The 26,741-nt window shown below is 28.5% G+C and carries 26 protein-coding genes; 24 read left to right on the forward strand and 2 right to left on the reverse strand.

Features of this window, described 5'->3' with window-relative positions:
• Positions 1–201 precede the first annotated feature (201 nt).
• From ymfI to KGF39_RS14665, 8 genes are all read left to right on the forward strand, one after another.
• Complete coding sequence (gene ymfI / locus KGF39_RS14630; RefSeq protein WP_227822861.1) at positions 202–939, forward strand: elongation factor P 5-aminopentanone reductase; 738 nt, start codon at positions 202–204, stop codon at positions 937–939.
• 97 nt (positions 940–1,036) lie between these two features.
• The gene (rsgA, locus tag KGF39_RS14635) at positions 1,037–1,921 is read left to right on the forward strand and encodes a ribosome small subunit-dependent GTPase A (RefSeq protein WP_227822862.1); all 885 of its coding nucleotides are present in this window, start codon (positions 1,037–1,039) and stop codon (positions 1,919–1,921) included.
• Positions 1,922–1,925: 4 nt separating this feature from the next.
• On the forward strand, positions 1,926–2,597 hold the full coding sequence (gene rpe / locus KGF39_RS14640) for a ribulose-phosphate 3-epimerase (RefSeq protein ID WP_054274561.1): 672 nt from the start codon (positions 1,926–1,928) through the stop codon (positions 2,595–2,597).
• Between the two features lie 8 nt (positions 2,598–2,605).
• Positions 2,606–3,247: a thiamine diphosphokinase gene (locus KGF39_RS14645; RefSeq protein ID WP_107595461.1), complete on the forward strand. Its 642-nt coding sequence runs from the start codon at positions 2,606–2,608 to the stop codon at positions 3,245–3,247.
• 129 nt (positions 3,248–3,376) lie between these two features.
• The gene (locus KGF39_RS14650) at positions 3,377–4,006 is read left to right on the forward strand and encodes an HAD family hydrolase (RefSeq protein ID WP_227822863.1); all 630 of its coding nucleotides are present in this window, start codon (positions 3,377–3,379) and stop codon (positions 4,004–4,006) included.
• Between the two features lie 27 nt (positions 4,007–4,033).
• Positions 4,034–4,690, forward strand: coding sequence for a nitroreductase family protein (locus KGF39_RS14655; protein ID WP_227822864.1), 657 nt, complete (start codon positions 4,034–4,036; stop codon positions 4,688–4,690).
• Between the two features lie 404 nt (positions 4,691–5,094).
• Positions 5,095–5,811: a response regulator transcription factor gene (locus tag KGF39_RS14660; protein WP_054274557.1), complete on the forward strand. Its 717-nt coding sequence runs from the start codon at positions 5,095–5,097 to the stop codon at positions 5,809–5,811.
• On the forward strand, positions 5,783–8,119 hold the full coding sequence (locus tag KGF39_RS14665) for a sensor histidine kinase (protein ID WP_227822865.1): 2,337 nt from the start codon (positions 5,783–5,785) through the stop codon (positions 8,117–8,119). The genes KGF39_RS14660 and KGF39_RS14665 overlap by 29 nt, the downstream gene beginning before the upstream one ends.
• Before the next feature lie 442 nt (positions 8,120–8,561).
• On the opposite strand, the gene KGF39_RS14670 is transcribed toward KGF39_RS14665, so the two are convergent.
• Positions 8,562–9,323, reverse strand: coding sequence for a MerR family transcriptional regulator (locus tag KGF39_RS14670; RefSeq protein ID WP_227822866.1), 762 nt, complete (start codon positions 9,321–9,323; stop codon positions 8,562–8,564).
• A gap of 218 nt (positions 9,324–9,541) precedes the next feature.
• Between KGF39_RS14670 and KGF39_RS14675 the strand changes: the two genes are divergently transcribed.
• Together KGF39_RS14675 and KGF39_RS14680 are read left to right on the forward strand one after the other, a co-directional pair.
• Positions 9,542–10,018 carry an Rpn family recombination-promoting nuclease/putative transposase gene (locus KGF39_RS14675; RefSeq protein WP_054274550.1) on the forward strand — a complete coding sequence of 159 codons (477 nt, stop codon included), beginning with the start codon at positions 9,542–9,544 and terminating at the stop codon, positions 10,016–10,018.
• 97 nt (positions 10,019–10,115) lie between these two features.
• A complete protein-coding gene (locus KGF39_RS14680) occupies positions 10,116–10,268 on the forward strand; it encodes a hypothetical protein (RefSeq protein WP_009893656.1) in 153 nt (50 codons plus the stop codon).
• A gap of 159 nt (positions 10,269–10,427) precedes the next feature.
• Here the strand turns inward: KGF39_RS14680 and rpmB are convergent, their stop codons facing one another.
• Positions 10,428–10,616, reverse strand: a complete 189-nt coding sequence (gene rpmB, locus KGF39_RS14685) for a 50S ribosomal protein L28 (protein WP_227822867.1) — start codon at positions 10,614–10,616, stop codon at positions 10,428–10,430.
• A 359-nt stretch (positions 10,617–10,975) separates the two neighbouring features.
• Here rpmB and KGF39_RS14690 point away from each other — a divergent pair, with 359 nt between their 5' ends.
• From KGF39_RS14690 to KGF39_RS14755, 14 genes are all read left to right on the forward strand, one after another.
• On the forward strand, positions 10,976–11,326 hold the full coding sequence (locus KGF39_RS14690) for an Asp23/Gls24 family envelope stress response protein (RefSeq protein WP_054274549.1): 351 nt from the start codon (positions 10,976–10,978) through the stop codon (positions 11,324–11,326).
• A gap of 18 nt (positions 11,327–11,344) precedes the next feature.
• Positions 11,345–12,988 (forward strand): DAK2 domain-containing protein, encoded by a 1,644-nt coding sequence (locus KGF39_RS14695; protein ID WP_227822868.1) that lies wholly within the window; start codon positions 11,345–11,347, stop codon positions 12,986–12,988.
• 80 nt (positions 12,989–13,068) lie between these two features.
• Entirely contained in the window at positions 13,069–15,126 is a 2,058-nt protein-coding gene (recG, locus tag KGF39_RS14700; protein ID WP_227822869.1) for an ATP-dependent DNA helicase RecG, read from the forward strand.
• Positions 15,127–15,184: 58 nt separating this feature from the next.
• Positions 15,185–15,739: a 16S rRNA (guanine(966)-N(2))-methyltransferase RsmD gene (gene rsmD / locus KGF39_RS14705; protein WP_227822870.1), complete on the forward strand. Its 555-nt coding sequence runs from the start codon at positions 15,185–15,187 to the stop codon at positions 15,737–15,739.
• Between the two features lies 1 nt (position 15,740).
• Complete coding sequence (coaD, locus tag KGF39_RS14710; RefSeq protein ID WP_227822871.1) at positions 15,741–16,238, forward strand: pantetheine-phosphate adenylyltransferase; 498 nt, start codon at positions 15,741–15,743, stop codon at positions 16,236–16,238.
• A gap of 3 nt (positions 16,239–16,241) precedes the next feature.
• Positions 16,242–16,766: a hypothetical protein gene (locus tag KGF39_RS14715; protein WP_054274546.1), complete on the forward strand. Its 525-nt coding sequence runs from the start codon at positions 16,242–16,244 to the stop codon at positions 16,764–16,766.
• A gap of 344 nt (positions 16,767–17,110) precedes the next feature.
• On the forward strand, positions 17,111–19,030 hold the full coding sequence (locus KGF39_RS14720) for a BglG family transcription antiterminator (RefSeq protein ID WP_227822872.1): 1,920 nt from the start codon (positions 17,111–17,113) through the stop codon (positions 19,028–19,030).
• Positions 19,031–19,042: 12 nt separating this feature from the next.
• The gene (locus tag KGF39_RS14725; protein WP_054274544.1) at positions 19,043–19,321 is read left to right on the forward strand and encodes a PTS sugar transporter subunit IIB; all 279 of its coding nucleotides are present in this window, start codon (positions 19,043–19,045) and stop codon (positions 19,319–19,321) included.
• 132 nt (positions 19,322–19,453) lie between these two features.
• On the forward strand, positions 19,454–20,713 hold the full coding sequence (locus KGF39_RS14730) for a PTS ascorbate transporter subunit IIC (RefSeq protein ID WP_227822873.1): 1,260 nt from the start codon (positions 19,454–19,456) through the stop codon (positions 20,711–20,713).
• 2 nt (positions 20,714–20,715) lie between these two features.
• A complete protein-coding gene (locus tag KGF39_RS14735) occupies positions 20,716–21,456 on the forward strand; it encodes an SIS domain-containing protein (RefSeq protein WP_227822874.1) in 741 nt (246 codons plus the stop codon).
• Between the two features lie 307 nt (positions 21,457–21,763).
• A complete protein-coding gene (locus KGF39_RS14740; RefSeq protein WP_306800927.1) occupies positions 21,764–23,053 on the forward strand; it encodes a sugar ABC transporter substrate-binding protein in 1,290 nt (429 codons plus the stop codon).
• Between the two features lie 97 nt (positions 23,054–23,150).
• Positions 23,151–24,068, forward strand: a complete 918-nt coding sequence (locus KGF39_RS14745) for a carbohydrate ABC transporter permease (protein ID WP_227822875.1) — start codon at positions 23,151–23,153, stop codon at positions 24,066–24,068.
• A 15-nt stretch (positions 24,069–24,083) separates the two neighbouring features.
• Positions 24,084–24,893, forward strand: a complete 810-nt coding sequence (locus tag KGF39_RS14750; protein WP_107595451.1) for a carbohydrate ABC transporter permease — start codon at positions 24,084–24,086, stop codon at positions 24,891–24,893.
• Between the two features lie 56 nt (positions 24,894–24,949).
• Positions 24,950–26,698, forward strand: coding sequence for a DUF4091 domain-containing protein (locus tag KGF39_RS14755; RefSeq protein WP_227822876.1), 1,749 nt, complete (start codon positions 24,950–24,952; stop codon positions 26,696–26,698).
• Positions 26,699–26,741 lie beyond the last annotated feature (43 nt).

A 26,741-nucleotide genomic window follows, 5' to 3' on the forward strand; every position in this document is an offset into this window, starting at 1 on the left:
CAGGAGATAATGGAGGAAACTCAGGAGGTTCAAGCTCAGGAGGTAACGGAGAAACTCCATCAGGCACTGGCGGAAATATTGGTAAAACAGAATAAATATTAGCAAAATAAGAGCTGTCCTTTTATAGAAAATATTTTCTTTAAAGGGCAGTTTGTTTTGTATAAAATATTGAATTGGTTATAATAAAGGAGAAAAGTATTTATGAAAAATAAAACAGTCTTAATTACAGGGGGCTCTAGAGGCATTGGAAAAGCTTTGTCTAAGGCTTTTGCAAAAGAAGGTTACAATATATTAATAAATTTTAATAAGTCAGAAAATGAAGCTAAAGAGTTGTATACTATATTGAATGAAAAAAATTTTTCTGTAAAACTTTTTAAAGCTGATGTTTCAAATAGAGAAGATGTAGAGAATATGATGGACTATTGTGTAAAGGAATTTGGAGGATTGGATGTCCTAGTGAACAATGCTGGTATAAGTCAAGACAAATTGTTTACAGATATAACTGATGAAGACTGGGATAATATGATGAATATTAATTTAAAAGGAAGCTTTTATTGTTCTCAAGTTGCTTTAAAATACATGATATCAGAGAAAAAAGGAAATATAATTAATATATCTTCTATTTGGGGTATTTCAGGTGCTTCTTGTGAAGTGCATTATTCTATAACAAAAGCAGGTATGATAGGTATGACAAAGGCACTAGCTAAAGAAGTAGGACCATCAAATATTAGAGTAAATAGCATAGCTCCAGGTGTTATTAATACTGATATGTTATCTGGATATAATGAGGAAGATATAAATGTTCTTGTAGAAGAAACTCCTTTAATGAGATTGGGAACTCCAGAAGACATAGCAAATTGTGCTATTTTCTTAGCATCAGACAAATCAAACTTTATCACTGGTCAGGTAATTAGTCCAAATGGAGGATTTGTTATTTAAAAAAAATGTGGTATTATATAAAAATAGGAATGAATAACACAATATACTACTCATAAACAGTACATGTTTATATAAATTTTATAAAGGGAGGCATTTGATGCTAGAAGGAAAAATTATAAAGGGGATTAGTGGATTTTATTATGTAGATACAGATAATGGTATTTATGAATGTAAGGCTAGAGGAATATTTAGAAAGCAGAAAATAACACCTCTAGTTGGTGATAGAGTCAAAATAAATATTGTTGATGAAGATGAAAAAAAAGGTATCTTAGAAGAAATAGATAGTAGAGATACAGAACTTATAAGACCTCCTATAGCAAATGTAGATAAGGCATTAATAGTATTTGCAATAAAAAATCCTAAACCAAACTTATCTCTTTTAGATAGATTTATAGTTTTGGCAGAAAAAGAAAATTTAGAAACTGTAATAATCCTTACAAAAGCAGATTTAGATGATAATGATACATTAGAAACTGTTAAAAATATATACGAACTTAGTGGATATAAGGTCATTCCTGTAAGCAATATTACTAAGTTAAATATAGATAAAGTAAAAGAAGAATTAAAAGAAAGTGTAGTAGTATTTGCAGGTCCATCTGGAGTTGGAAAATCAAGCTTGCTAAATGAAATAGATGAAAACTTTAAACTGCAAACAGGTGTGGTAAGTGATAAAATAAAAAGGGGAAAACACACTACTCGTCATGCTGAACTTTTAAAGTTGGAATTTGGTGGAATGGTTGCAGATACACCAGGTTTTAGTTCTCTTGCACTTGAAGATATAGAAGAAGTTGAACTTAAAGATTATTTTATAGAATTTGATAAATTTAATGATTGTAGGTTTGGTTCAAAATGTATTCATGAAAATGAACCTAATTGTTCTATAAAAGAAGCTGTTGCAAATGGAGAAATATCTAAAGAAAGATATGATAGTTATATACAGCTACTAAATGAAATAAGACAAAATAACAGTAGGAGGTATTAGAAACATGATTAAATTAGCACCATCAATATTATCAGCAGACTTTGCAAAATTATTAGAAGATGTGAGAAAGGTAGAAAGAGCAGGATGTGAATATCTTCATATTGATGTAATGGATGGACACTTTGTACCAAACATTACATTAGGACCACTTGTAGTTAAAAGTTTAAAGAAAGAAAATATAAATATGACATTTGATGCTCATCTTATGATAGAAAATCCAGATAAGTACATTGAAGAGTTTGTAAAGGCAGGGTGTGACATAATAACTGTTCATCAGGAAGCTTGTGTACATCTACATAGAACTATACAAAATATAAAATCACATGGAATAAAAGCAGGTGTAGTACTTAATCCAGCTACACCAATAGACACTATTAAACATGTACTACCTGATTTAGATATGGTATTATTAATGTCTGTTAATCCTGGATTTGGAGGACAATCATTTATACCTTGTGTATTAGATAAAATTAAAGAATTAAAAGCACTTATAGATAGTAAAGGATTAAACATTGATATAGAGGTTGATGGTGGTATAAGCCCTAAAAATGTAGCTGAAGTCGTACAAGCAGGAGCGAATGTAATAGTAGCAGGTTCTGCAATATTTGGAAGTGATGACATTCAAGAAACAGTTAATCTATTTAGAAAGAATGCTTCTCTTGAAGAACTGGTTTAAATTTAAGAATGAAAATCTGTATTGTTTTAAATGGTGAAATAGAAGATTACGAAGTTACAAGAGATATTATAATTAAAGAATGTTATGACTGCATAATATGTGCAGATGGAGGGGCAAATCATGCCTATAAAATGGAAGTAATGCCAGATTATATATTAGGAGATTTAGATTCGGTAGAAGAAGATAAAATAAACTTCTATAAAAATCAAGGTGTTAAATTTGAAAAATATCCATCTAAGAAAGATGAAACTGATACAGAACTATGTCTTTTTTTAGCTAAGACTCTTAAAGCAAACCATATTGATTTTTTTGGTGCTTTAGGTGGAAGGATTGACCACACTCTTGCAAATATAAAGTTATTATATTATTTAAAAGAATATGGTATATACTCTAGGATACTATCAGATAGAGAAGAGATGTATATAGTTGAAAATGAAGAAATTACATTGTCTGGAAAACCAGGTGATACTATTTCTGTAATAGCTATAAAAGGTGATGCTAAAGGTGTAACACTTACTGGTTTAGAATATCCTCTAGATAACTATTATATGAAATACTCTATACCTATTGGAATATCTAACGTTATGTTGAGCAATTCTTGCAAGATTAAAGTAGAGCAAGGCTGTGTACTTGTAGTTAGAAATTTATAAAATCGATTTTGGTAATTGATTTTATATTACATAGCAGATACAATCAAGTAAAATATATTTATGATTGTATCTGCTTTTTAGTATATAATTATAAAGATATAATAAATTTTGACATAAGGGGGATTTTTTGTGGTAGATAGTATTATTTTTGATTTAGATGGAACATTATGGGATTCAACAGAAGAAGTATGCAAGGTCTGGCAAGATATTTTAAGTAAACATAAAGAAATCGATTTAAATGTCACAAAAGATTTATTTAGAAGTGTTATGGGGCTTTCTTTTGATGAAATAGCAAATCGTTTATTTCCAAACTTAAATGAAGAAGAAAGAATGAATTTATTAAATGAATGTTCTTTAAAAGAATGTGAATATCTATCTGAAAATGGAGCTAAATTATTTGATGATATAGAAGATACTCTTAGGTTACTATCTAAAGAGTATAAGTTATTTATAGTAAGTAATTGCCAAGCTGGATATATAGAGTCTTTTTTAAAAGCACACAAATTGGAACAGTATTTTATAGATTTTGAATGTCCTGGAAATACTGGTTTACATAAAGGGGAGAATAACAAACTTATAATTGATAGAAATAAATTAATGAGTCCAATCTATGTTGGAGATACACAAGGTGATGCAAATAGTGCTAAATTTGTGAACATACCTTTTATATATGCAAAATATGGATTTGGGAATGTAGATGGATATGATTATTTTATAGAATCATTTAAAGATTTGTTAGAACATGATATATTAAAATAATAAAAAAGTTATGGGGGGATTTAAAAAATGGAATTACAAGATACTATTTTTAAAAGACAAAGTGCAAGAAAGTTTAAAAATCAAGATGTATCAGATGAAGATATCTTAAAAATGATAAAAGCAGCAGGAGCAGCTCCATCAGGAAAAAATATTCAAAACTGGCATTTTGTAGTTGTAAAACGTCGTGATTTAATGGAAAAGATAGCAGATGTGATAACTAAAAAGCAACAAGAAATACTTGTAGAAATGGATAAAGTGTCAGTAGAGAAAGCTAATAGATTTAGAAAATTTGTACCAAACTTTACATTATTTTATTTAAAAGCTCCAGTTTTAGTATTAGTTTTTACAAAGGTATATAATCCATCAGGATATTATGAATTAGAACTTATAGATGCACCTAAAGAAACTATAGATAAATTATTCATAAGAAATCCAGGTATGCAGAGTTTAGGTGCCGCAATTGAAAACTTTACACTATCAGCAATTGAACTAGGATATGGTTCTTGTTGGTTGACAAGTCAAAACTATGCAGCAGATGAAATCGAAGCTGTCTTAGAAACAGAAACTGGATTTGAAAAGGGAGAATATTTTTTAGGGGCAATGTTAGCACTTGGAGTGCCAGAAGATAATTTAAAGAGTCCATCTAAAAAACCAGTAGAAGAAATATGTACATTTATAAAATAAAAGACAAGAATATTTTAAAAACAAAATGAGTTAAAAATAAATATTTTAAAAATTAAAAAGTAGATTTTATTGATATTAATTTTATATTTCAAATCGTTGATTTAATTAATACAATAAGAACTACTTTTTTTGTGTACATTAATTGTGAATATCTTCAAATCTTTAGAAAATCTTTAGAAAAGTATATATAATATCTTAAGTTTTTAACTTTAATATTAAGTATATAAACAAAATGAAAAAATACTAAATTTAGACTAAAGGGAGGTCTTTAAAATGAGCATTAAATACAAATAGCTAGAATAAAAAGATATAAATATATAAAAAAATGGAAAAACTTCTATCATATTGTATAATCATATATGTAAAGAAAATTTATTAAATTAATTGATATAAAGGAGATTAAAATGAATTCATATAATATTTTAGTGGTAGAAGATGAAAAGGAAATAGCAGATGCTATAGAAATATACTTATTAAATCAAGGATATAATGTTTTTAAGGGGTACAATGGACTGGAAGGTCTTAAGGTTATAGAAAACCAAGAGATACATTTAGCAATAGTTGATATAATGATGCCTAAAATGGATGGAATAACACTTACAATGAAGCTTAGAGAAAATCATAATTTTCCAGTAATAATGCTATCTGCAAAATCAGAAGAAGTTGATAAAATAATGGGGCTTAATATAGGAGCAGACGACTATGTAACAAAACCTTTTAAGCCATTAGAATTATTGGCTAGAGTTAATTCACAACTTAGAAGATACACTAAGTATCTAAACATGATTGGAAATAAAGAGCAAGATGTAGAAACTAATGATAGTGTGTTTGCAATAGGTGGATTAGAATTAAATGAAAATACAAAAGAAGTTAGTATTGACGGAAAGTATATAAAAACAACTCCTATAGAATTTAAGATATTAAGCTTACTTATGAGGAACGCAGGAAGAGTGTTTTCTGCTGATGAAATATATGAAAGAGTTTGGAATGAAAATGCTGTAAATACAGATACAGTTATGGTACATGTTAGGAATATAAGGGAAAAGATAGAAATTGACCCAAAAAATCCTAAATATTTAAAGGTGGTGTGGGGTGTTGGATACAAAATTGAAAAAATTTAAAGATAAATATATAGTTACTATTATAGTTTTTATACTTATGTTATCAGCATCATTAGGTATGATTAGTCAATATTCTACTATACAAGCAAGTGCTAAAGGTGGAGCGAAAAATCCATTTGAACTGGAAAGTTTTGTAGAGAATATGTATAAAGGAAGTTATGTTTTATATCATAATATGAAAGAAGAGCAAGAAGGTAAGATGATACAACCATCAAAGCTCTTTATAAATGAAGAGACTATGAACTATATAAAAAATGTAGGTAAAGAAAAAGATTCTTATGATGGTTCAGAGACTTATTATACAGATGATAGTATTAATGCAGATTTTAATGAAAACTTTGAAAGTTGGGAGTCTTTCATTAAAGAGTCAGGAAAAAATTTAAAATATTATTTAGTTGATAAAGGAAGTAATTTTGAATTTTTTAATGAGAATAAAGAATTAGGAGTACTTGATACAACAAAGAATGATGGTTCAAAAGAAAACTCTGATGAAAATCAGTCAAAAAATACAAACATGAATGATGAGGAAAGACAAAAGCAGATTACGAATATAAAAGCAAACTATAGATTCTATATTGTAATGAATTTTGATAAAGATGGAAAAGTAAATGTTGTAGATTCTTATGGAGTAAATCAAAAAGTTATTAATCAAATGTTGTTATCTAAAGCAAGAGAAGATTTAATGGATACAAGTTTAGGTGGAAATTCAATTTCATATAGGCTATCTCCAATAAAAAATATGACATTAGTATATGCAGTACCTAAAGTAATAAGTAAAGGTGATAGTGGAGAGTATAGTTATGGAAATATTTATAATAATGATAATATAAGTTCATATATAAATAATGTAGAAAATAACTCTTATTATAAAATTTCTGGAATGATTTTAAAAATTATATTAGCTATAGTTGTGATTGTAGCTTTAGCATTCCCATATAGAAAATCTAAGGAGTTACTAGGATTTGATACATTATCAAGAATACCATTAGAGATACTTTTTATTGCTCTTGCTATTATACAAGGGATTGTAGATTTATATCCTACTGGTATAATAAGTGATACCTTGAATGGAAATTATGTGGAGTATCTGATAAACAATGATATAAGTGCTAAAATGGCAAGTATATTGGTAAGCCTAATGAATTTAACTTATTGGTTTGTAATCTTCTCAATAATATTTGTATTTATAACCCTTTTAAAACATATTTTAAATGTTGGAATAAAAGAGTATTTTATAAAGAATACTGTGACAGGAATGTTTTTTGTATGGTTGAGAAAATCAGGAAAAACAGTTATTAATCAAATTAGAATAATAGATTTAAAGGAAAAGCCAAATAAAACTATAGCTATAATTTTAGGAATAAACTTATTAATTATAGTTATAATGTGTAGTATGTGGTTCTTTGGAATAATACTTGCAGTGATATATTCAGTAATATTATTTAAGTTACTATCAGACTACTCTAAAAAGACAATATATGAATATAATCAACTTTTAGATGTTACGAAGAAAATTTCAGATGGAAACCTAGACGTAAATATGGAAAAAGATATAGGATTTTTTAATCCTATAAAAGATGAACTAGGAAATATTCAAACTGGATTTAAAAAAGCTGTTGATGAAGAGGTTAAGAGTCAAAAGATGAAAACAGAGCTTATATCAAATGTATCACATGACCTAAAAACACCTCTTACATCTATAATCACTTATATAGATTTATTAAAAGATGAAAATATAACAGATGAAAATCGCAAGTTGTATATTGATACATTAGATAGAAAATCACAAAGATTACAACACTTAATAGAAGATTTGTTTGAAGTAAGTAAGGTAAATAGTGGAGATGTTCATTTGAATATAGTAAATGTAGATATTGTATCTTTAATGAAACAAACACTTTTAGAATTAGATGACAAAATTGCAGATTCATCTCTAATAGTAAAAAATAATTTTTCTAGTGAAAAAATAATATTACCACTAGATAGTCAGCGTACATTTAGAGTATTTGAAAATCTTATAATAAATATAAGTAAGTACGCAATGCCAAATTCAAGAGTGTATATTGATATTTTAGAAACAGATAATAAAGTAAATATTATGCTTAAAAACATGTCTGCAACTGAAATTGATTTTAGTGTAGATGATATAATGGAGAGATTTGTGAGAGGAGATAAGTCACGTAATACAGAAGGTTCTGGGCTTGGTCTAGCAATATCAAAAAGTTTTATAGAGTTACAGGGCGGTAAGATGAATATAAGTGTGGATGGTGATTTATTTAAAGTTACGATTACTTTTAACAAAAACTAGAGTAGATTAGACTTTTTCAATAATTATAAAGTCTATAAAATAAAATTTTATAAGTATTGTTTTAAAACATTTTGTAAACATTATTTCAAAACAGAATGATGATTTATTTTAAAAGGTGAATCCTAATATACAGGGTTCACCTTTTTATTTTACAAAATGTTATTTAGTGTTACAGAGTTTCTAAATAGTATAATATCTGGGTTTACTATTAACATAATGTTAGCAATTTTTTATTGATAATATAAGTAGTATAAGTAATTTTTATATTATTTGTTATTATTTTATATTGATTGTAATTATATACAATAAAGGGTCTGTCTCAAAATAGAGATTTTACTGCACACCAATTGTTGAAATGATAAAACATATTTGATTTCATACAAAACAGAGTGTCTCATGAACTAAAAAGTTCATTTTGAGACACCACCTTTATTATTTTATATTACTTATATATTGTATAGACTACTATAGCATCCCTCAAAAATTTAGCTAGCCCAGGCTGTTCTTTATCATAATATGATGTAAAACGTTCATCACATACATACATCTGTGCTAAGGAGGCATGAGCTTCCTTAGAATATGTGTTCCAAGTATAATTTAGCCATTTATGATGTAATCTTGCAACTTCTTGAGCCAGTTCACTAGAAGCATCACCAGTTTTAAAAGCTTTTTTGAGTTTACTAAGTATTTCAATACCTAAGTTTTGCCAATCTTCATAATCTTGTTTAGACATATTTTTAAGTTTTTTATTTGATGTATCTACAGTATCTTTACCATATTTCTCTCTGATTTCAGCTCCATACTTTTTCTCATTTTCACAAATCATCTTTTCCTTAAAACCTTCAAATTTTTCTATATCTGCCATAGTGCATTTCCCCTCCTCTAAGGATATAGTTTTAGTTACATTTTCTATTAGTAAATCAATTTGTTTTCTTTTAGCTAGTAATTTGTTGTGGTGTTCTTTTAACGCACTTAGGCTGTCAAAGGTTGGCGAATTTATAATGTTTTTTATATTTTCTAAGCTAATACCTAATTCTCTATAAAAAAGTATTTGTTGTAGTTTATTAACTTCGTTCTGACCATATATACGATAGCCTGAAGAATTCATTTTAAGTGGTTTAAGAAGCTCGATTTCATCATAATATCTAAGTGTTCTAGTACTTATACCAGCTATTTTACTTAATTTTTGAACTGTATATTCCATAAGCAATACCTCCTGTAAATTAAATATACACTTTTACGCAACGTCAATGTCAATATGTTAAAATATAAAAATTTATATCTTTTAATAAAAATATAAAAAAATATCTTTACTGGATATTTTACACACAAGTGTCAATACTCACTAGTGAAAATTAAAAAATAAAATTTATAGATTGTCCTTATTAAAGTATAGAGAGTCTATAATCTAGGAGGAACTGTATGAATTTAAAAAGAAGCAACGAAAAACGAGAAGAGTATAGAAGAATGTATTCAGATAAAGAAAGTTTTTTAAGTTTGATTCAAAATTTTACAAGTGTCTCAATAGCAAAAGAACTAACTCTTAAAAATATAGAGCTAGAAACATCTTTTATATGTGAATATAAAGGAAAGGAAGTTGATATAATTTATAAAGTATTTTCTAAAAATGGTAAAGTATCACATTATATAGTGTTAGAGTTTCAAACAGAAATGGATACTGATATTGTCCCAAGATTGAAATCGTATAGAGAACAAATTTGGAAAAGTTTCATTATGAAAAAGAGTCTTGAAGAAATAGAAGATAAGAATTTTAAACTTCCAAAAGTCATACCAGTGGTTTTATATAGTGGACCTGAAAGGTTAAGTAGAAAAAAAGGTATTTTAGATATTGTAGAATCTATATCAGAGTGTAGTAACAATTCTAGTATTAAAAATTAAAATTACATAATATGTTTATTGGTCTAAAATGGGAAACCGTAGCATAAACTTGAATATGAAAATATTTATAGATACAAGTTCTATGTGGAGGTGTTCCATGAGAAATAACAAGTCTAAGGTATTGCTAGGAATACTATGTCTGGCAACAGGAATGGCTGTAATTCTGTCAATGTTGCTTCCTGGCTGGATTTGGTCAGCACTTACCGCATTAATACTTATTGGATGTGGAGCATTATTATTTTTTTGTTAAAATAGTTTTAACTATAAAGTGTGGGGTGAGTATTGATGAAAGTAGTAACAATAAAATTACCAAAATGGATTTCAAATATAATCCTAAAATTCATGAGAAAGAGTAAAAATGATTAAATTAAAAAGCCTACTTACGGAAGTAGGCTTTTAAACGTGGTTACTAAGCTCTTTCAATTTTACCAGAACGTAAACATCTAGTGCAAACTTTTATTCTCTTAGGAGCTCCATCTATAATCGCTCTTACGCTTCTTAAGTTAGCTGACCATGTTCTTTTATTATGTTTATTTGAGTGTGATACTTGGTTTCCAGAAACCTTACCTTTACCACATACGCTACATACTTTTGCCATCTACGCACACCTCCTTAAAATGATAACTATTTAAAGACTAAAAACATATTTATATTATCATAAATAACAAAAATTTGCAATAGAAATATATATTTGCCTTACACATATTGAAGAATTTCTTATTATCATATAAAATTATATATATAATTTTATATAAAGTAAATATATTTGGAAAATAATTATTTTTTCCTTTGAATATATATACTATAAAAGAAATTTTATCCAAAAACTTTTCTAGGTTTAAATTATACCATATTTATAGTATGATATGATTATAATTTTATATAATAAATAAGTAAAAATAGTAAAAAATAAATTAAGAAATGTTTTTAATAAAAATAAGCTTAAGGGGGTCAACCATGAGTGCAAAGGTAACGAATCAATATGGAAGTATAGAAATAGATAATCAAGTAATAGCTCAAGTCGTATATAGAGCTGCAATGGAAAGTTATGGATTAGTAGGTTTAGCATATAAGTCTAAAGGAATCGTAGAGCTATTAAAAGGCGAAAATGCAACTAAAGGTGTTAGAGTCGAGGAAGTAGAAGAAGATGCCATAGCAGTAGAACTTTATGTTATAATACAATATGGTACAAATATATCTACTGTTGCCAATAATATAATAGATAGAGTAAAATATGTAGTTGAAAAAATGACTGGTGTAAGAGTTACTAGAATTGATATTAATGTACAAGGAATAAGAGTTAAGTAATTTCATAGGAGGAAACAAATGATTCAGTATATAGATGGTAAAAGGTTAAGAGAGATGTTTATTTCAGGTGCAAATAATCTCCAAAACAATAAAGATTTAGTTGATAAGTTAAATGTATTCCCTGTACCAGATGGAGATACAGGAACTAATATGTCATTAACAATATCTTATGCCTTAAAAGAATTAGCAAAAGTTGAAAATGATAATATATCAGATATCGGAAAAGCATTATCTAAAGGTTCTTTAATGGGAGCTAGAGGAAACTCAGGAGTTATACTTTCACAAATAATCAGAGGTATAGCTAAATCTATAGAAGGAAAAAGTAAATTATCAACAGATGATTTAGCAAAAGCTTTTAAAAATGGTTCAGACACAGCATATAAAGCTGTAATAAAACCAATTGAAGGAACTATACTTACTGTAGTTAGAGAGAGTGGAGATTTTGCAATAAAATCTGCAAAAAAAGAGAAGGATATAGTAAGGTTTTTAAGTATGCTAGTAAAGGAATCTAATTCTTCATTAGAAAGAACTCCAGACCTTCTAAAAAATCTAAAAGATGCTGGTGTAGTTGACTCTGGTGGAAAAGGTCTTGTACTTATATATGAAGGAATGTTAGCTTCTATAAAAGGCAATAATATAGAAATAAAAAATGCTGACTTAGATACTAATATTTCAGCAAGCACGGATTTTGCAAAAAGTACTACTAGCACGGATGATATAAAATATTGCTACTGTACAGAATTTATACTAGAAAGTTCTAAAATAGAAGATACTAAAATAAGAGATATAATGATGGCTTATGGTGATAGCCTAGCAGTAGTTGGAGATGATGGAGTTATAAAGGTGCATGTACACACTAATGACCCAGGAAATGTACTACAAGAAGCTCTAAAGTACGGTCAATTATTAACTATAAAAATAGAAAATATGAAATTACAACATGAAAATACATTATTAGATGTAGAAGAAAAGAAAGAAGATGATAGTGAACCTTTAGAAGAAGAAAAAGAGTTTGGGTTTATAGCTACTTCTATGGGTGAAGGTTTGGCAAATATATTTAAAGATTTTGGAGTTGACCATATAATAGAAGGTGGTCAAACTATGAATCCAAGTACTGAGGACTTTATGAATGCTATAAAGGATATAAATGCTAAAAATATATTTATTTTCCCAAATAATAGCAATATAATAATGGCTGCTAATCAGGCAAAAGAATTGAGTGAGAAAAATATAATAGTTATACCTACAAAAAATACACCTCAAGGATTTGCTGCATTAGTAACATTTAATGGAGAATTAAGTGAAGAAGAAAATAAAGAAGCTATGATGAACGCTTTAAACTCAGTTAAATCAGGTCAAGTAACTTTTGCTGTTAGGGATACAGTGATGAATGAAATTGATGTTAAAGAAGGTAATATAATTGGAATTGCAGAAGGGAATTTATTATCAGCAGGAGATTATGTGGATGAGGTAACATCAAATCTTATTGAAAAGCTGGTTGATGAAGATACTGCTATAATAACATTATTCTTTGGTGAAGATGTTACAGAATCTCAAGCAAATGAACTACGTACTTCTTTAGAAGAAAAATTTGAAGATGTAGATGTAGAGTTATATTATGGAGGACAACCTCTTTATTATTACTTAATTTCAGTTGAATAATGATTATAAGAACCTGTATGACCAAGTAGCTTTTATAAAATTGGTTGTACAGGATTTTTGTGTAGTAGGTGATATATTTGTTGGATTTATATAAAGATGTTCAATATGTTAAAGGAATAGGACCTAAAAAAGCAGATAAGCTAAGTAAGTTGGGTATATTTACATTAAAAGACCTATTGTATTATTTTCCAAGGCAATTTGAAGATAGAAATAATCTAAAGAAAATAGCACAATTAGAGGATGAAGAGAAAGTTACAATAAAAGCAGTAATATCAAGTATAAATACGTTTAGTCCAAGAGAAGGTATGACTTTAACAAAAATTGATGTAAAGGATGAAACAGGTTCAGCCAAATTAGTATTTTTTAATAAGAGCTATATAAAAAATACATTTCGTCCAGGAGATTCAATATTGGTTTTTGGGAAAGTTAAGAAAAAGTTTAATAATTTAGAACTTACATCATGTGAATTAGAATATCTCACTAATTCACCTAAGAATACATGTAGATTTATGCCTGTGTACCAGCTTACATATGGTGTTACAAATAAAGAAATTATGAGTATAATTAGAACAGTACTTGAAGATAAAGACTTAATTATACAAGAATATATGCCACAGAGAATTATAGAGAAATATAGACTATGTAGTATAGATTTTGCAGTTAGAAATATACATTTACCAAGTAATAAGGAATCATTAAAAATAGCTTTATATAGAATTGTATTTGAAGAATTACTCATACTACAACTAGGGTTGTTTGTATTTAAAAGTGGAAGAAATAAAGAAGATGGAATAAAATTTGAAACAAGTAAGGATTTAAAAAACATAATAAGTGCTTTACCATTTAAACTGACTAAAGCTCAAAATAGAGCACTAGATGAAATTATACAAGATATGAATTCAGATAAAATAATGAATAGGTTGGTTCAAGGTGATGTAGGGAGTGGTAAGACAGTAGTAGCTCTCTTAGCACTTGCAAATTGCGTTTTAAATGGGTATCAAGGTGCTTTGATGGCTCCTACAGAAATATTAGCAGGGCAACATTATGTTTCGCTTACTGAGTCTCTGAAGGATTTTGGAATAAATGTAGGTTTATTAATAGGTAGTCTTACAAAAAAACAAAAAGATACAGTATTAGAACAAATCAAAAATAATGAAATTGATATATTGATAGGTACACATGCACTAATTGAAGATAAGGTCGAATTTAATAATATTGGGTTAGTTATAACGGATGAACAGCATAGATTTGGTGTTATGCAAAGAAGTAAACTTTCATTAAAGGGTGTAAATCCAGATATACTAGTCATGACAGCAACACCAATCCCAAGAACTTTAGCACTTATACTTTATGGCGATTTGGATATTTCTATTATAGATGAACTTCCACCAGGGAGACAGCCAATAGAAACATTTGCTATTGAAAATAGCAAGAGAGATAGAGCATATAACAACCTTGTAAGAAGAGAGGTTGAATCAGGGAGACAGGTATATATTGTATGTCCTTTGGTAGAAGAAAGTGAAGCCATAGAAGCTAAATCAGCCGTTGAACTTGTTGAGGAATTAAAAGATGAATATTTCCATGACTTAAGGCTTGGATTGCTTCATGGAAAAATGAAGTCAAGTGAAAAAGACGAGGTAATGGGACGTTTTAAAAATAAAGAAATAGATATTTTAGTTTCAACAACGGTTATAGAAGTTGGTGTTAATGTGCCAAATGCAACACTAATGATAATAGAAAATGCAGAAAGATTTGGACTTGCACAATTGCATCAGCTTAGAGGACGAGTTGGAAGAGGAAGTCATAAATCATATTGTGTACTAATTTATGATTCTAAAACGGATGTATGTAGACAGAGAATGGCTATAATGGAAGAGACAAACGATGGTTTTAAAATTTCAGAGAAAGATTTAGAAATAAGAGGCCCTGGAGAATTTTTTGGTACAAGACAACATGGTCTTCCAGAACTTAAAGTAGCAAATCTGTTTAAGCATATAAAAATATTGAAGTTAGCACAGCAAGAAGCTAGGTATATATTGGGTGAAGATAATAGTCTACAATTGAAAGAAAACATGGCATTCAAAAAAGAAATTATAGATAAATTCAAAGATACATTGAAAGAAATTTCATTAAATTAAGTTTAAATTATGTTAAAATATTACTAATGTAATAGTGTGCTGAAGGGAGATTGTCATATTGAGAGTAATTTCAGGAAAAGCGAGAGGATTAAAACTAAATACTCCAAAAAATGAAGATGTAAGGCCAACTACAGATAGAGTAAAAGAGTCTCTATTTAATATGATAAATTCATATATAATGGAAAGTGAAGTTTTGGATTTATTTGCTGGGACTGGTTCTTTAGGAATAGAGTGTTTATCTAGAGGTGCCAAGGAATGTACTTTTGTAGATATCAATAAAGAAAGTATAGATATTGTTAAGTCTAATATAAAAAAGGCAAGAGTTGAAAATGAAAGTATAATTTTAAACCTTGATTTTAAAACTGCCATAGATAAACTTAAATCACAAAATAGTAAATTTGACATAATTTTTATGGACCCTCCGTATTATAAAAATATGTTTATAGAAGCTATTGAAAAAATTGATAATTCCAATCTATTGAACGAAGATGGAATAATAGTTGTAGAACATGATACTAATGATTTATTTCCAGATAAAATATGTAAACTAGAGAAAACTAGATATAAGAAATATGGAAATACTACATTAACTTTTTATAAGATGGAGGCATAATATGGAAAATAAACTTAGAAAAGCTATATTTGCAGGAAGCTTTGACCCAATTACTAACGGACATTTAGATATTATTTGCAGGGCTTCGAAGTTATTTGACGAATTACAAATAGGAGTATTAAATAATCCTAATAAAAAAGGCCTATTTAGCTTTGATGAAAGAGTAAAGCTTATAGAAAAAAGTACAAGCCATTTAAATAATATAAAAGTTGTGACTTTTAATGGTTTATTAATAAATTACTGTCAAGAAAATGGGATTGGAGCACTAGTTAGAGGTGTGAGAAGTGGTGCTGATGTTGATTATGAACTTCAAATGGCTCATATGAATAGAGAACTTAATCCAGATATAGAGACTATAATTTTACCAAGCTGTACAAAATATTCATTTATAAGCTCATCTTTAATAAAAGAGGTTTTGCTCTTTGATGCTGATATAAAAAATTTAGTTCCAAAGATTGTTTTGGAAGAATTAAAGAAAAAAACTAGTGGGGGTAATTGATATATGAAGATAGATTTAGAAATGATTGAACTATTTGAGCAGTTAGAGGAGATATTTAGAAGTGCTTCTACAATTCCTTTCTCACATAAGTGCACGGTAGATAAAGACGAAGTTTTAGCAATAATTAATGATATAAGAACTTTGATACCAGAAGAAGTAACACAAGCAGTATGGATTAATAAAGAAAGAAATAAAATAATAAGTCAAGCTAAACAAGATGCTGCAAATATAGTTGAACAAGCAAAAAAAGAAGCTGAGAGAATACAACAAGAATATCAAGAAAACATAGAAGAATTAAAGAAAAATTCTGAAGATGTAGTAAAGGCATATGTAGAATCCAGTGAACCTGTTGTTCAAGCAGACCAAAGAGCTAAAGATATAGTAGATAGAGCTGAGAGAATAGCTAATGAGATAAGAATTGGGTCAATTGAATATGCAGAAGATGTGCTTTCTAGTGTTGAGTATAATTTAAAAGAAATATTAGAAGAAGTAAAAAGAGATAAGGCTGAGCTTAGACCTAAAAAATAAATTTTAAATGAATAAAGATGGAGCTTCACACAAAAAATCTTAATTAATGTGTGATGGCTCTCTTTTTTTATAGTAATTTTTTATTATTTAATTGTGCTTTTCAGATTAATTATATCCTATTTTTGATATTAACTAACGTAGTTTAATTTTTTATTTGTTGAAATCAACTTATTTCTTTATATAAATACTATAGCTCATTTTCATATTTTTTTATAGTTTTACAACTGTATTCTTTTAGATTAGAGTTAAATTGTGCAAAATTATAAAATAATATTAAATCATGTGCAATTATTTGGTATGGCACTACATGTAGAAAATATAGATAATAAAATTAAGGAGGTAGTATGAAGGAAAGGACTAAAAAAATATTAGATTTTATTATTAAAAATAACAATGTAACATCACAAGAGTTACAAGAAAAGTTTAATGTATCAAAGAGAACCATTTATTACGATATTCTAGCTATAAATGAACAACTAGGAAAAAATGGTAATATAAAAAATGTAAAACACAAATTTATATTTGAAGGTAATTTATGTAATGCAAGAAAAATAATTTCAGCTGAAGAAGATAAGTTTTTAGATAGTGACTATAGAAAAACTTTTATATTAAACAAAATATTACTTGGTGAAAAAGTATCAATAGAAAAGCTAACAAATGAAATGTTGCTTTCAAAAAACACAGTAGTACAGACAATAACTGATATAAAAAAATACCTTCACACAATGGGGCTAAAACTAGAGTATAAGGGAAAATACGAGATTATAGGTGATGAATACGTTATTAGAGAACTATTTTTGATAATTGTTCAAGAAAATGTACTGGAAATTAATTCTATAAGTAAGGAAGTAAGTAGTTTCGATACAAAAGGACATATAAACCTTACAGATTACTCTTTATTGAATCTAACTAAGTTTATAGAATTTCTAAATAAAAGAATAAGAGATGGGAAAACATTATACTCCTATAAATATCTAAATGAAGCTAAAAAAATTAGTTACTTTAATAACTGTAAAGACCTTTTATGTGAAGAGGCTAATGAAAATGAGCAAGCATATGTATGTACTTATGTAAGTTCACTTCCTAGTTTAAATAGTGAAGTTAAGGAAGATGTTGTTGAGGAATATGTAGATAAACTTATAGATAAGTTTGAAGTAAATACAGCAATAAAATTAGAAAGCAAGCATGAGTTTAAGAAAAATATTTTAAGACACCTCCATTCTTCTTACAACAGAATACGATTTAAGTTTCCGATTAGAAACCCAATGTTAGATGAAACTAAGTATAAGCATGAGTCACTTTATAAAATTATAAAATCAATTATAGAAAATGAAGAAGAGTTTCCTGTATTTGAGGGGATACGAGAAGAAGAGATAGGGTTTATAGCAGCGTATTTTGGAGGATATTTGAGAGGGTCTAGGGATAATGGTCTAAGAAGAAATAAAGTATTATTAGTCTGTCCTAATGGTCTTATGGTATCAAAGAGTTTGGAAATACAGCTATACAAATATATACCAACTATAGAAATAGTGGGTATAGTGTCTATTAAGCAACTAAAAGAAGTGAATGTATACTATGATTACATAATTACAACTATAGACATACAAAATGTAAGTAATGTAATCGTTGTAAATCCTCTTTTAACAGCATCAGATATCCAATTACTTATGAACAAACTCATAAGTATAAAAGAAAATGAGAAGTATTTCAATCTTGAACTAATAATGCAAGCTATAAGAAAAAATGGAGTTATCAGTAATGAAGAAGCACTAAAAGCTGATTTATTAAACATAATACATAAGATAGATGAAGGAGAGATGTATCAACCAATGTTAAAGGAATTAATTAATGCAGAGAGGGTCAACATAGTAAAAAGTGTTAAAGATTGGAAAGAAGCAATAAAAATAGCCTCAAAGCCATTGTTAGAAGATAACTCTATAGAAGAGTTATATATAGAAAATATGATAAAGTCAGTTGAAAAATATGGACCATATATTGTTTTAGCCGATAGATTTGCTCTACCACATGCAAGTTCTAAAGAGGGAGTAAACAAGCTTGCCATGTCTTTACTCATAGTAGAAGATGAAGTTGATTTGTTAGGAAAGCCAGTAAATATATTTATGGTACTAGCTGCTATAGATAACACTACTCACATTAGAGCATTAGCATCGCTATCAGAGATGATGTATGAGGAAGAAAATGTAAAATTAATAATTAATGGTGATAAAAGTTCAATACTAGAACTTATAAATAAACAAAATTAGGAGGAATGTAAAATGAAGATATTAGCAGTATGTGGATTTGGTGTAGGTTCATCAATGGTATTAAAAATGACGATACAAAAGGCTCTAAAACAGTTAGGTATAGAATGTGAAGTAGAAAATACAGATATAAATTCAGCTAGAGGTGCTGACTGCGATTGTATATTTACAAGTCAAGAATTATTAAATGAATTAAAAGGAACTTGTAGTGTAGAGGTATATCCAGTTAAAAAGTACATGGACTTAGCAGAAGTTACAGAAGTTGTTCAAACTTTTTTAAGGGATAAGAAATAGTATAAGTTTTAAAAAGTAAATTTAAGTTAACCATCATAAAATAAAAACTTACTAAAATTAAAAGTAGTAAGAAGGAGAGGAGGGATTTAGTGGTAGAAAACTTAAACAGTTAGCCTACCACTAAAAAATATAATGCTTGATTTTATTTCAAATAATATCTTACGTAATCCATCTATGCTAATTGGATTAATAGCAGCATTTGGTCTTATATTACAGAAAAAGAAAGTATCCGATGTTATAAAGGGATCGTTACTTGCAGCTTTCGGAATTATAATTATGGAGACTGGAACAGGTATGTTAGTTAGTTCAATAGCACCAATTAATGGAGCTTTCCAGAGCATAAGTGGTGGTGCAGTAACAAAAGGCTTAAGTGATGTTACTTTTACTGCAAGTTATGGTGGAATTATAGGGTTGGCAATGTTTGCAGGTTTAGCTATTCACTTAATAATAGCAAGATTTACTCCTATTAAGACAATCTTCTTAACAGGTCATATGCTTTACTGGTTCCCATTTATATTTGTAGCGTCAGGAGTTGAAGCTGGATTAGATGGTGGAGTATTAATAGCTTTTGCAGCAGTATTATCAGCACTCTATTGGTCAATAATGCCATGGTTATTAAGAAAATATGTATTTGATGTTATAGGAGATGATTCTTTTACACTAGGTCATCCATCTGGCTGTTTAGCACTTATATCAGGATTTGTTGCTAAACTAGTAGGAAATAAAGAAAAATCTACAGAAGATATAAACATACCTCAAAGTTTATCATTTTTTAGAGAAATATCTATAAGTGGTGGAATGGCAGTGTTTTTAATGTTTATAGTTGTTGGGATAGTAATACCAGATGCATTTAAAGATAGTAATGAGTTTATTGGAACGTATGCAATAAAGCAAGGTCTTTCTTTTGGAGCAGGTCTTATAATAATGCTTCATGGGGTAAGAATGTTGATAAATCAAATAATGCCAGCATTCCAAGGTATATCAGAAAAAGTTGTACCAAATGCACTACCTGCTTTTGACTGTCCAATATTATTTAACTATAAGCCAAATGCTGTATTAATAGGATTCTTAGTTGCTATGTTAACATCTACAGCTATGATTTTAATATGTAACTATTTTAATGTATTTGATTTGTTACTTATACCACTTGTTATAACTTCATTCTTTGAGTGTGGAGCAGCAGCAGTAATAGGAGAATCACAAGGTGGTATACGTGGCGCTATAATAGGTACAGCTATAGCTGCAATATTTATGGTAGTTTTAGTAGGAATATCTGCTGTAATTTACTCAGGAACTATTCAAAACTGGATACTAATATTTGGTGGTAACGACCTTTCACTATTTGGTATAATCAGTAAGCTTATAGGTTCATTATTTGGAGGAATATTATAGATATGGAATTTAAATACATAAATGAGATAAAAAGATTAATTGATATAATAGAAAATGAAGAAAAAGCCAATATGGAAAAAGCAGTACAAATCCTTGTTGAAGCAATAGAAAACAAAAAGGCGATATTTTCATTTGGAGCTTCACACGCAGGAATACTAACAGAAGAATTATTCTATAGAGCAGGTGGCTGTGTTCTTATAAATCCAGTATTTGCAAAGTCTCTAATGTTAGATACAGCACCTATAACTCATACTAGCACGATGGAAAGACTAGAAGGATATGGTACAGCTTTAGCTGATAAGACTCCAATCAAAGAAGGAGATGTAGTTATAGTTCATTCAGTATCTGGCAGAAATCCAGTAAGTATAGAATTTGCTATGGAAGCTAAAGCAAATAAGGCAATAGTAATATGTATAACTAATTTAAGTTACTCAAAAAATGTATCCTCAAGACATTCTTCAGGAAAAAATCTTTATGAAGTATGCGATTTAGTAATAGATAATCATGGTAAAAAGGGAGATGCATGTGTAGAAATAGATGGATTAGATCAAAGAGTTAGTCCAACCTCTACCGTAATAGCTACTACCGTGATGAATTCTATTATAGCTCAAGTTACTCAGGAATTAGTTAATAGAGGGTTAAAGAATCCACCAATTTTCTATAGTGCCAATATGGATGGTGGAGATGAATTAAATAAGAAGATTTTTGATGAGTATAAAGGTGTAATTCACTATGAATACTAAGGTAAAGAAAGTATTTTAATGAACTTTAAAGTATATTAATTATAAATAAGTAGTATCGCTTAAGAGCTGTAGGTAAAAATCTACAGCTCTTATTATTGTGTATTAAAAAGATAATTAATTAATTTTGAAATGGGTGAAAATTAGTTGAGAAATATCAATTAGAAATATTAGAAACGTTGTCATAGAAAAAAACTATAATAAAAAAAGCATATAGAAAAAACTGATTAGACAATAAATACATGCTTTGATAATATTTAAAATGGAATAAAAATATGTAGAATTATAATGAAAAAAGAAAATAATTAAGATGGAGGGAATAAAAGTGGGTATGTTTAAAAAATTGTGTTCACTAGCTATGGTGGCAATTATGACTACAACGCTTATAACAGGGTGTTCAAGTGGTAATGGAAAAGATTCAAAAAAGGATGGCAAAGAAAAGTTAGTTCTTTGGATGCCTCCAGTAGAAGATAATATGAAGGAAGTTTGGGACCCTATTTTAGATAAATTTGAGGAAAAAAATAACTGTGAAGTTGATTTGCAGATAATTCCTTGGGATAATTATTCTGAAAAATTTGCAACAGCTATAAGTGCTGGCGAAGGTCCAGATGTAGGATATATGTATGCAGAAATGTATCCACAGTTTATACAAAGTGGGGCAGTAGAAGATTTGACTAACTATGTAACTAAAGAAGATAAAGAACAGTCTATTTATATAAAAACATCTGAAATGATGGGTGGAATGTATGGAATGCCATTCCAAGCAGCAAATCCAGGTGTATTATACTATAATAAGGATATTTTAGAAAAACTAGGAGAAAAACCTCCTAAAACATGGGAAGACTTTAAAAGAATTTGTAAAAAAGCAACACAAGATACTGATGGTGATGGAAAGATAGACCAATGGGGATTAGCTCAAGGTTGGGGAGCTAAAACTTTTGGTAACTTAAACTGGAACTGGTATCCTTATTTATGGCAAGCCGGTGGAGATATATTTAATGATGATTTAAAATCAGTTAAGTTTAATGATAAGAGTGGTTTAGAAGCAGCTAATTTCTTAAAAGAATTACAAGCATATGTGCCTGAAGATTCTTTGTCTAAAGACAGTAATGAAATGATAGAAAGTGTATTTGGACCAGGAAAAGCAGCATTTACAGTAATGTTATCTTCTGCTGCAACAAGTGTATTTGATAAATCATTCCCAGATTTAAATTGGGGATTTGTAACTGGACTAGAGGATAAGAAAGCGGTAACTTTTGGAGCAGTAGACCATTTATCTTTAATGTCATCAGCAAAAAATAAAGAACTTGCATATAAGTTAATACAACATATGTTAAGTGTTGAATCAATGACAGAATTCCATAAAGCAATACCAAGAGCACCAATAACGAAAGGTGAACCATATCAAGGTGATGAAAGATTCAAAGAAATGGTGGAAAATGACAAAGATGTATATAGACCATTGGTAGTAGGTCCTCATGGAGTTGAAATATATGAATATTTATGGAAAGAACTTCAAACTATGATTTCAGGGGATAAAACTCCAAAACAAGCGTTAGATGATGCTGCAAAATATTCAAATGATTTATTGGCACAATAAAAGTTTAAAACTGTAATATATAGTAAAGTACTTTACAGATTAAAATTAGCATTGTATTTATAAATACAATGCTAATATTTATATTGGAGAGGATAAAATGGAAAACTTAGTTAGAGAGTTTGAAGAGAATTCAAAGAGGAAAAAAATAAAACTAAATATTAAACCATATATGTATATATTGCCATTAGGAATAATTTTAGTGGTTTTCTATGTGCTACCAATAATAATGTCAATATACTTTAGTTTTACAAAGTATAATATTATTAGTCCAGCTACATTTATAGGTTTAGAAAATTATAAAAAATTATTTACAGATGAAACGCTAAAAGTATCTATTATAAATACTATTAAATTTGCTGTGGTAGTAGTACCTTGTCAAACTATTTTATCATTGATTTTGGCAGTTTGGATTACAGGAAAGGGAAATAGTAAAATAGCCTCATTTGCTAAAGGTGCTATATTTATACCAGTATTATCATCTATGGTTTTGATAGGTATGGTATGGAGAGCTTTATTGAATGGAGAAGGTTCCATTATATATCAGGTATTAGGTGCTTTTGGAATAGAGTCATCTAAGCTTTTAGGAGATAGTAAGACAGCATTACCTACACTTATGTTCATATCTATGTGGAAAAATATAGGATATTTTATGGTAATTTATATTTCAGCTATAATGAATTTACCAAAACACTGCTATGAAGTGGCTAAGGTTGATGGAGCTACAAAATTTCAAGAATTTATGAAAATAACTGTGCCTTTATTGAAACCAACTACAATAATGGTTGTATTCTTAGGGTCAATATGGTCATTACAAGTGTTTGACTTAGTTTATACTGTGACAGGTGGAGGTCCAGGTATATCTACTATGAGTATAGTTATGCACGCATTTAACTTAAACTTTAAAAACTTTAATTCTGGATATGCAATGACTGTGGCAAACGTATTATTTTTGTTAATAGCAGTAGTTTCGATTTTGCAAAACAAACTTGTAAAACGAGACAGTTCAGATTTTTAGAAAGGTAGGTATAATATGAAAACAGCAAAGAAGTTATTGAGTGATGGGTTACTTTTATTTATAGCATGTGCAAGTCTGGTACCTTTTATATACATGTTGATAATATCATTAAAGATAACATACAATTCGTACAGTTTGGATATATCTTTTTCAACAGTAACCCTTCAAAACTATATAGATATATTTACAAAAAAAGGTTTTGCACAATATTTTTTAAATACAGCAATAGTATCTTTTTCAGGTGTGTTGTTAAATTTAGTATTTAGCACATTAGCAGGGTATTCTTTTGCTAAGATGGATTTTAAAGGTAGTGATAAACTATTCTTGTTTATGATAATGACTTTGATTATACCATCTCAAGTTACAATGATACCACTATATATAATAATGAAACATTTAGGATGGATAAATAGTTATCTTGCACTTATTATGCCAATACCAACAGCATTTGGTGTATTTATAATGAGACAAGCTATTTTAGGAGTGCCAAAAGAGCTATTAGAATCAGCAAAAATAGATGGTTGTTCAGACTTTAGAATTTTAATACAAATAGTATTACCTCTAATTAAGCCAGCATTAATTACACTGGCAATATTTACTTTTATGGGAGCATGGAATGAATTTATGTGGCCTCTTATAGCGACAACTAAAGATGCAATGAGGACATTAACTGTTGGATTATCTACTCTTAAGACATTCCAGATAACAAACTATGGACAAATGATGGCAGGCGCCACAATAACATTTTTACCTCCATTTATTTTCTATTTGATTTTACAGAGCAAATTTGTTGAAGGTGTGTCTTTATCTGGCATAAAAGGTTAAATAGTCTAATTTAGTAATATAAAATAAAATTGTATAAATATGGAGGAATTTAAAATATGGAAATTTCATATGTATTGAAAGATTGTACATTTAAACACAATAAATATTCAGTTATAGAATCTGAAACTTGGGAGCATAAGGATTTAAATATTGTAGTAGCTAAAGGCGAAAAATTTGCTTTTCAAATTATGTTAAAAGCAACTGAAGAATTTAATTGTACAATTGATAGAAGCAGCACTATATCATGGAAAGGTCTGGAAAATAGAGTAAGATTGGCATTAAATGTACCTAATAGTTTAGAAAATAATTTTAGTATAAATATATTAGGTTATGTCCAAGATGATACAAAAGCATTTGTAAATGATGCTATTTTAAGGGATAAAGATGTGTTAGTAGAGCAACACTTACCTCAAACATTTTGGATTGAAGGACAAGTACCTGAAGATTTTGCAGAGAATAACTTTAATATAGGTATTGATATATTTAAGAGCTTTGGATATGAAGATGAAGAAAAAGTTTGTACAATAGATGTTCCTATAGAAGTAAAAAATGTTGTATTAAAACCTTTAGATGAAAGTAAATTCTTTTTAGATTTATGGCAACATCCAAGTTGTCTAGCTAGAATGTATAAAGTTGAGTTATGGTCTGATATACATTTTGAAATAATCGATAACTATTTAAAAGAATTAGCATCTTTAGGAGAAAAAGTTGCAACAGTTATAGTTTCAGATTATCCATGGGCAGGACAAAGTTGTTATAAAGTTTATAAAAATCCATCAAACTTATATGAATACAATATGGTAAGTGTCTCAAAAGGTTTAGATGGAAAAATTAAATGTAATTTTAAAAGTATGGACAAGTATATAAGCATAGCTGATAAATACAAAATGGCTCAGGAAATAGATTTATTTGGTCTATTAGGTAATTGGTGTGCTGGTGAGTTTGGAAACCCTATAGAAGGCTATAAGGACCCTATAAGAGTAAGGTATTTTGATGAAAGTGATAAAGTATTTAAATTTATAAATAATATAAATGATTTAAAAGAATATATAGGATTAGTGTTAAATCATTTAATAGAGTGTGGATTATGGGGCAGAGTAAGGATTATAGCTGACGAACCAAATAATCCAGAAGTAGTCAAAGAGTGTATAGAATTTATAAATTCTACTGTAGGTACTCATCAAGTTAAATATAAATCAGCAACTCACGACCAAAACTTTTTAGATAGAGCTAAAGATGAAGTTGATGATATGTCAATAAATTTAAAACTTACTATTCAAAATTACGAAGATATAGAAAATCTAAAGAAAAAAATCAATGATAAGGGTGGAATATTGACTTGGTTTGTGTGCTGTTTTCCAGAAAAACCAAACAGTTTTATAAGTTCTCCTTTTGTGGAAAATAGAATAATAGGATGGTATACTTATTACTTTGGCCTTGATGGATTTTTAAGATGGGATTATAATTTATGGACGGAAGACCCTTGGAAAGATGCAAGTTACAAATTCCCTATTTGGAAAGCTGGAGATATGTTCTTTGTTTATCCTGGAAAAGATTTAAAGCCAGTTAGAAGTGTTAGAATGGAAAATTTAAGGTTTGGGATACAAGATTTTGAGTTATTTACAATTTTAGAAAAAGAAAAGGGAAGAGAGTATATAGAAGTTGAACTTATGCAAGAATTATTAAATAAAAAAGAAAATGCTGAAATTAAAGGTTTTGGAAACATAGAACTAGGCTATTCGCTTGATAATTGTGGATATGATAAAGTTAAAAAACATGTATTAGAGTTATTAGATAGATTATAAAAATATAAGAGAGTGTCTCAAAATGAACTTTTTAGTTCATGAG

The organism is Clostridioides sp. ZZV14-6345 (assembly GCF_020657775.1).
Classification (GTDB): Bacteria; Bacillota; Clostridia; order Peptostreptococcales; family Peptostreptococcaceae; genus Clostridioides; species Clostridioides difficile_D.

Excerpts from the sequence above, each read along its gene's own strand:
- KGF39_RS14750 (WP_107595451.1), top strand. The coding sequence starts at position 24,084 with ATGAAAACAGCAAAGAAGTTATTGAGTGATGGGTTACTTTTATTTATA.
- KGF39_RS14745 (WP_227822875.1), top strand. The coding sequence starts at position 23,151 with ATGGAAAACTTAGTTAGAGAGTTTGAAGAGAATTCAAAGAGGAAAAAA.
- rpe (WP_054274561.1), top strand. The coding sequence starts at position 1,926 with ATGATTAAATTAGCACCATCAATATTATCAGCAGACTTTGCAAAATTA.
- rpmB (WP_227822867.1), bottom strand. The coding sequence starts at position 10,616 with ATGGCAAAAGTATGTAGCGTATGTGGTAAAGGTAAGGTTTCTGGAAAC.
- KGF39_RS14725 (WP_054274544.1), top strand. The coding sequence starts at position 19,043 with ATGAAGATATTAGCAGTATGTGGATTTGGTGTAGGTTCATCAATGGTA.
- KGF39_RS14695 (WP_227822868.1), top strand. The coding sequence starts at position 11,345 with ATGATTCAGTATATAGATGGTAAAAGGTTAAGAGAGATGTTTATTTCA.
- KGF39_RS14755 (WP_227822876.1), top strand. The coding sequence starts at position 24,950 with ATGGAAATTTCATATGTATTGAAAGATTGTACATTTAAACACAATAAA.
- KGF39_RS14655 (WP_227822864.1), top strand. The coding sequence starts at position 4,034 with ATGGAATTACAAGATACTATTTTTAAAAGACAAAGTGCAAGAAAGTTT.
- KGF39_RS14740 (WP_306800927.1), top strand. The coding sequence starts at position 21,764 with ATGGAGGGAATAAAAGTGGGTATGTTTAAAAAATTGTGTTCACTAGCT.
- KGF39_RS14675 (WP_054274550.1), top strand. The coding sequence starts at position 9,542 with ATGAATTTAAAAAGAAGCAACGAAAAACGAGAAGAGTATAGAAGAATG.
- KGF39_RS14715 (WP_054274546.1), top strand. The coding sequence starts at position 16,242 with ATGAAGATAGATTTAGAAATGATTGAACTATTTGAGCAGTTAGAGGAG.
- KGF39_RS14720 (WP_227822872.1), top strand. The coding sequence starts at position 17,111 with ATGAAGGAAAGGACTAAAAAAATATTAGATTTTATTATTAAAAATAAC.
- KGF39_RS14735 (WP_227822874.1), top strand. The coding sequence starts at position 20,716 with ATGGAATTTAAATACATAAATGAGATAAAAAGATTAATTGATATAATA.
- KGF39_RS14680 (WP_009893656.1), top strand. The coding sequence starts at position 10,116 with ATGAGAAATAACAAGTCTAAGGTATTGCTAGGAATACTATGTCTGGCA.
- KGF39_RS14730 (WP_227822873.1), top strand. The coding sequence starts at position 19,454 with ATGCTTGATTTTATTTCAAATAATATCTTACGTAATCCATCTATGCTA.
- KGF39_RS14670 (WP_227822866.1), bottom strand. The coding sequence starts at position 9,323 with ATGGAATATACAGTTCAAAAATTAAGTAAAATAGCTGGTATAAGTACT.
- rsgA (WP_227822862.1), top strand. The coding sequence starts at position 1,037 with ATGCTAGAAGGAAAAATTATAAAGGGGATTAGTGGATTTTATTATGTA.
- KGF39_RS14645 (WP_107595461.1), top strand. The coding sequence starts at position 2,606 with ATGAAAATCTGTATTGTTTTAAATGGTGAAATAGAAGATTACGAAGTT.
- KGF39_RS14660 (WP_054274557.1), top strand. The coding sequence starts at position 5,095 with ATGAATTCATATAATATTTTAGTGGTAGAAGATGAAAAGGAAATAGCA.
- KGF39_RS14690 (WP_054274549.1), top strand. The coding sequence starts at position 10,976 with ATGAGTGCAAAGGTAACGAATCAATATGGAAGTATAGAAATAGATAAT.
- ymfI (WP_227822861.1), top strand. The coding sequence starts at position 202 with ATGAAAAATAAAACAGTCTTAATTACAGGGGGCTCTAGAGGCATTGGA.
- coaD (WP_227822871.1), top strand. The coding sequence starts at position 15,741 with ATGGAAAATAAACTTAGAAAAGCTATATTTGCAGGAAGCTTTGACCCA.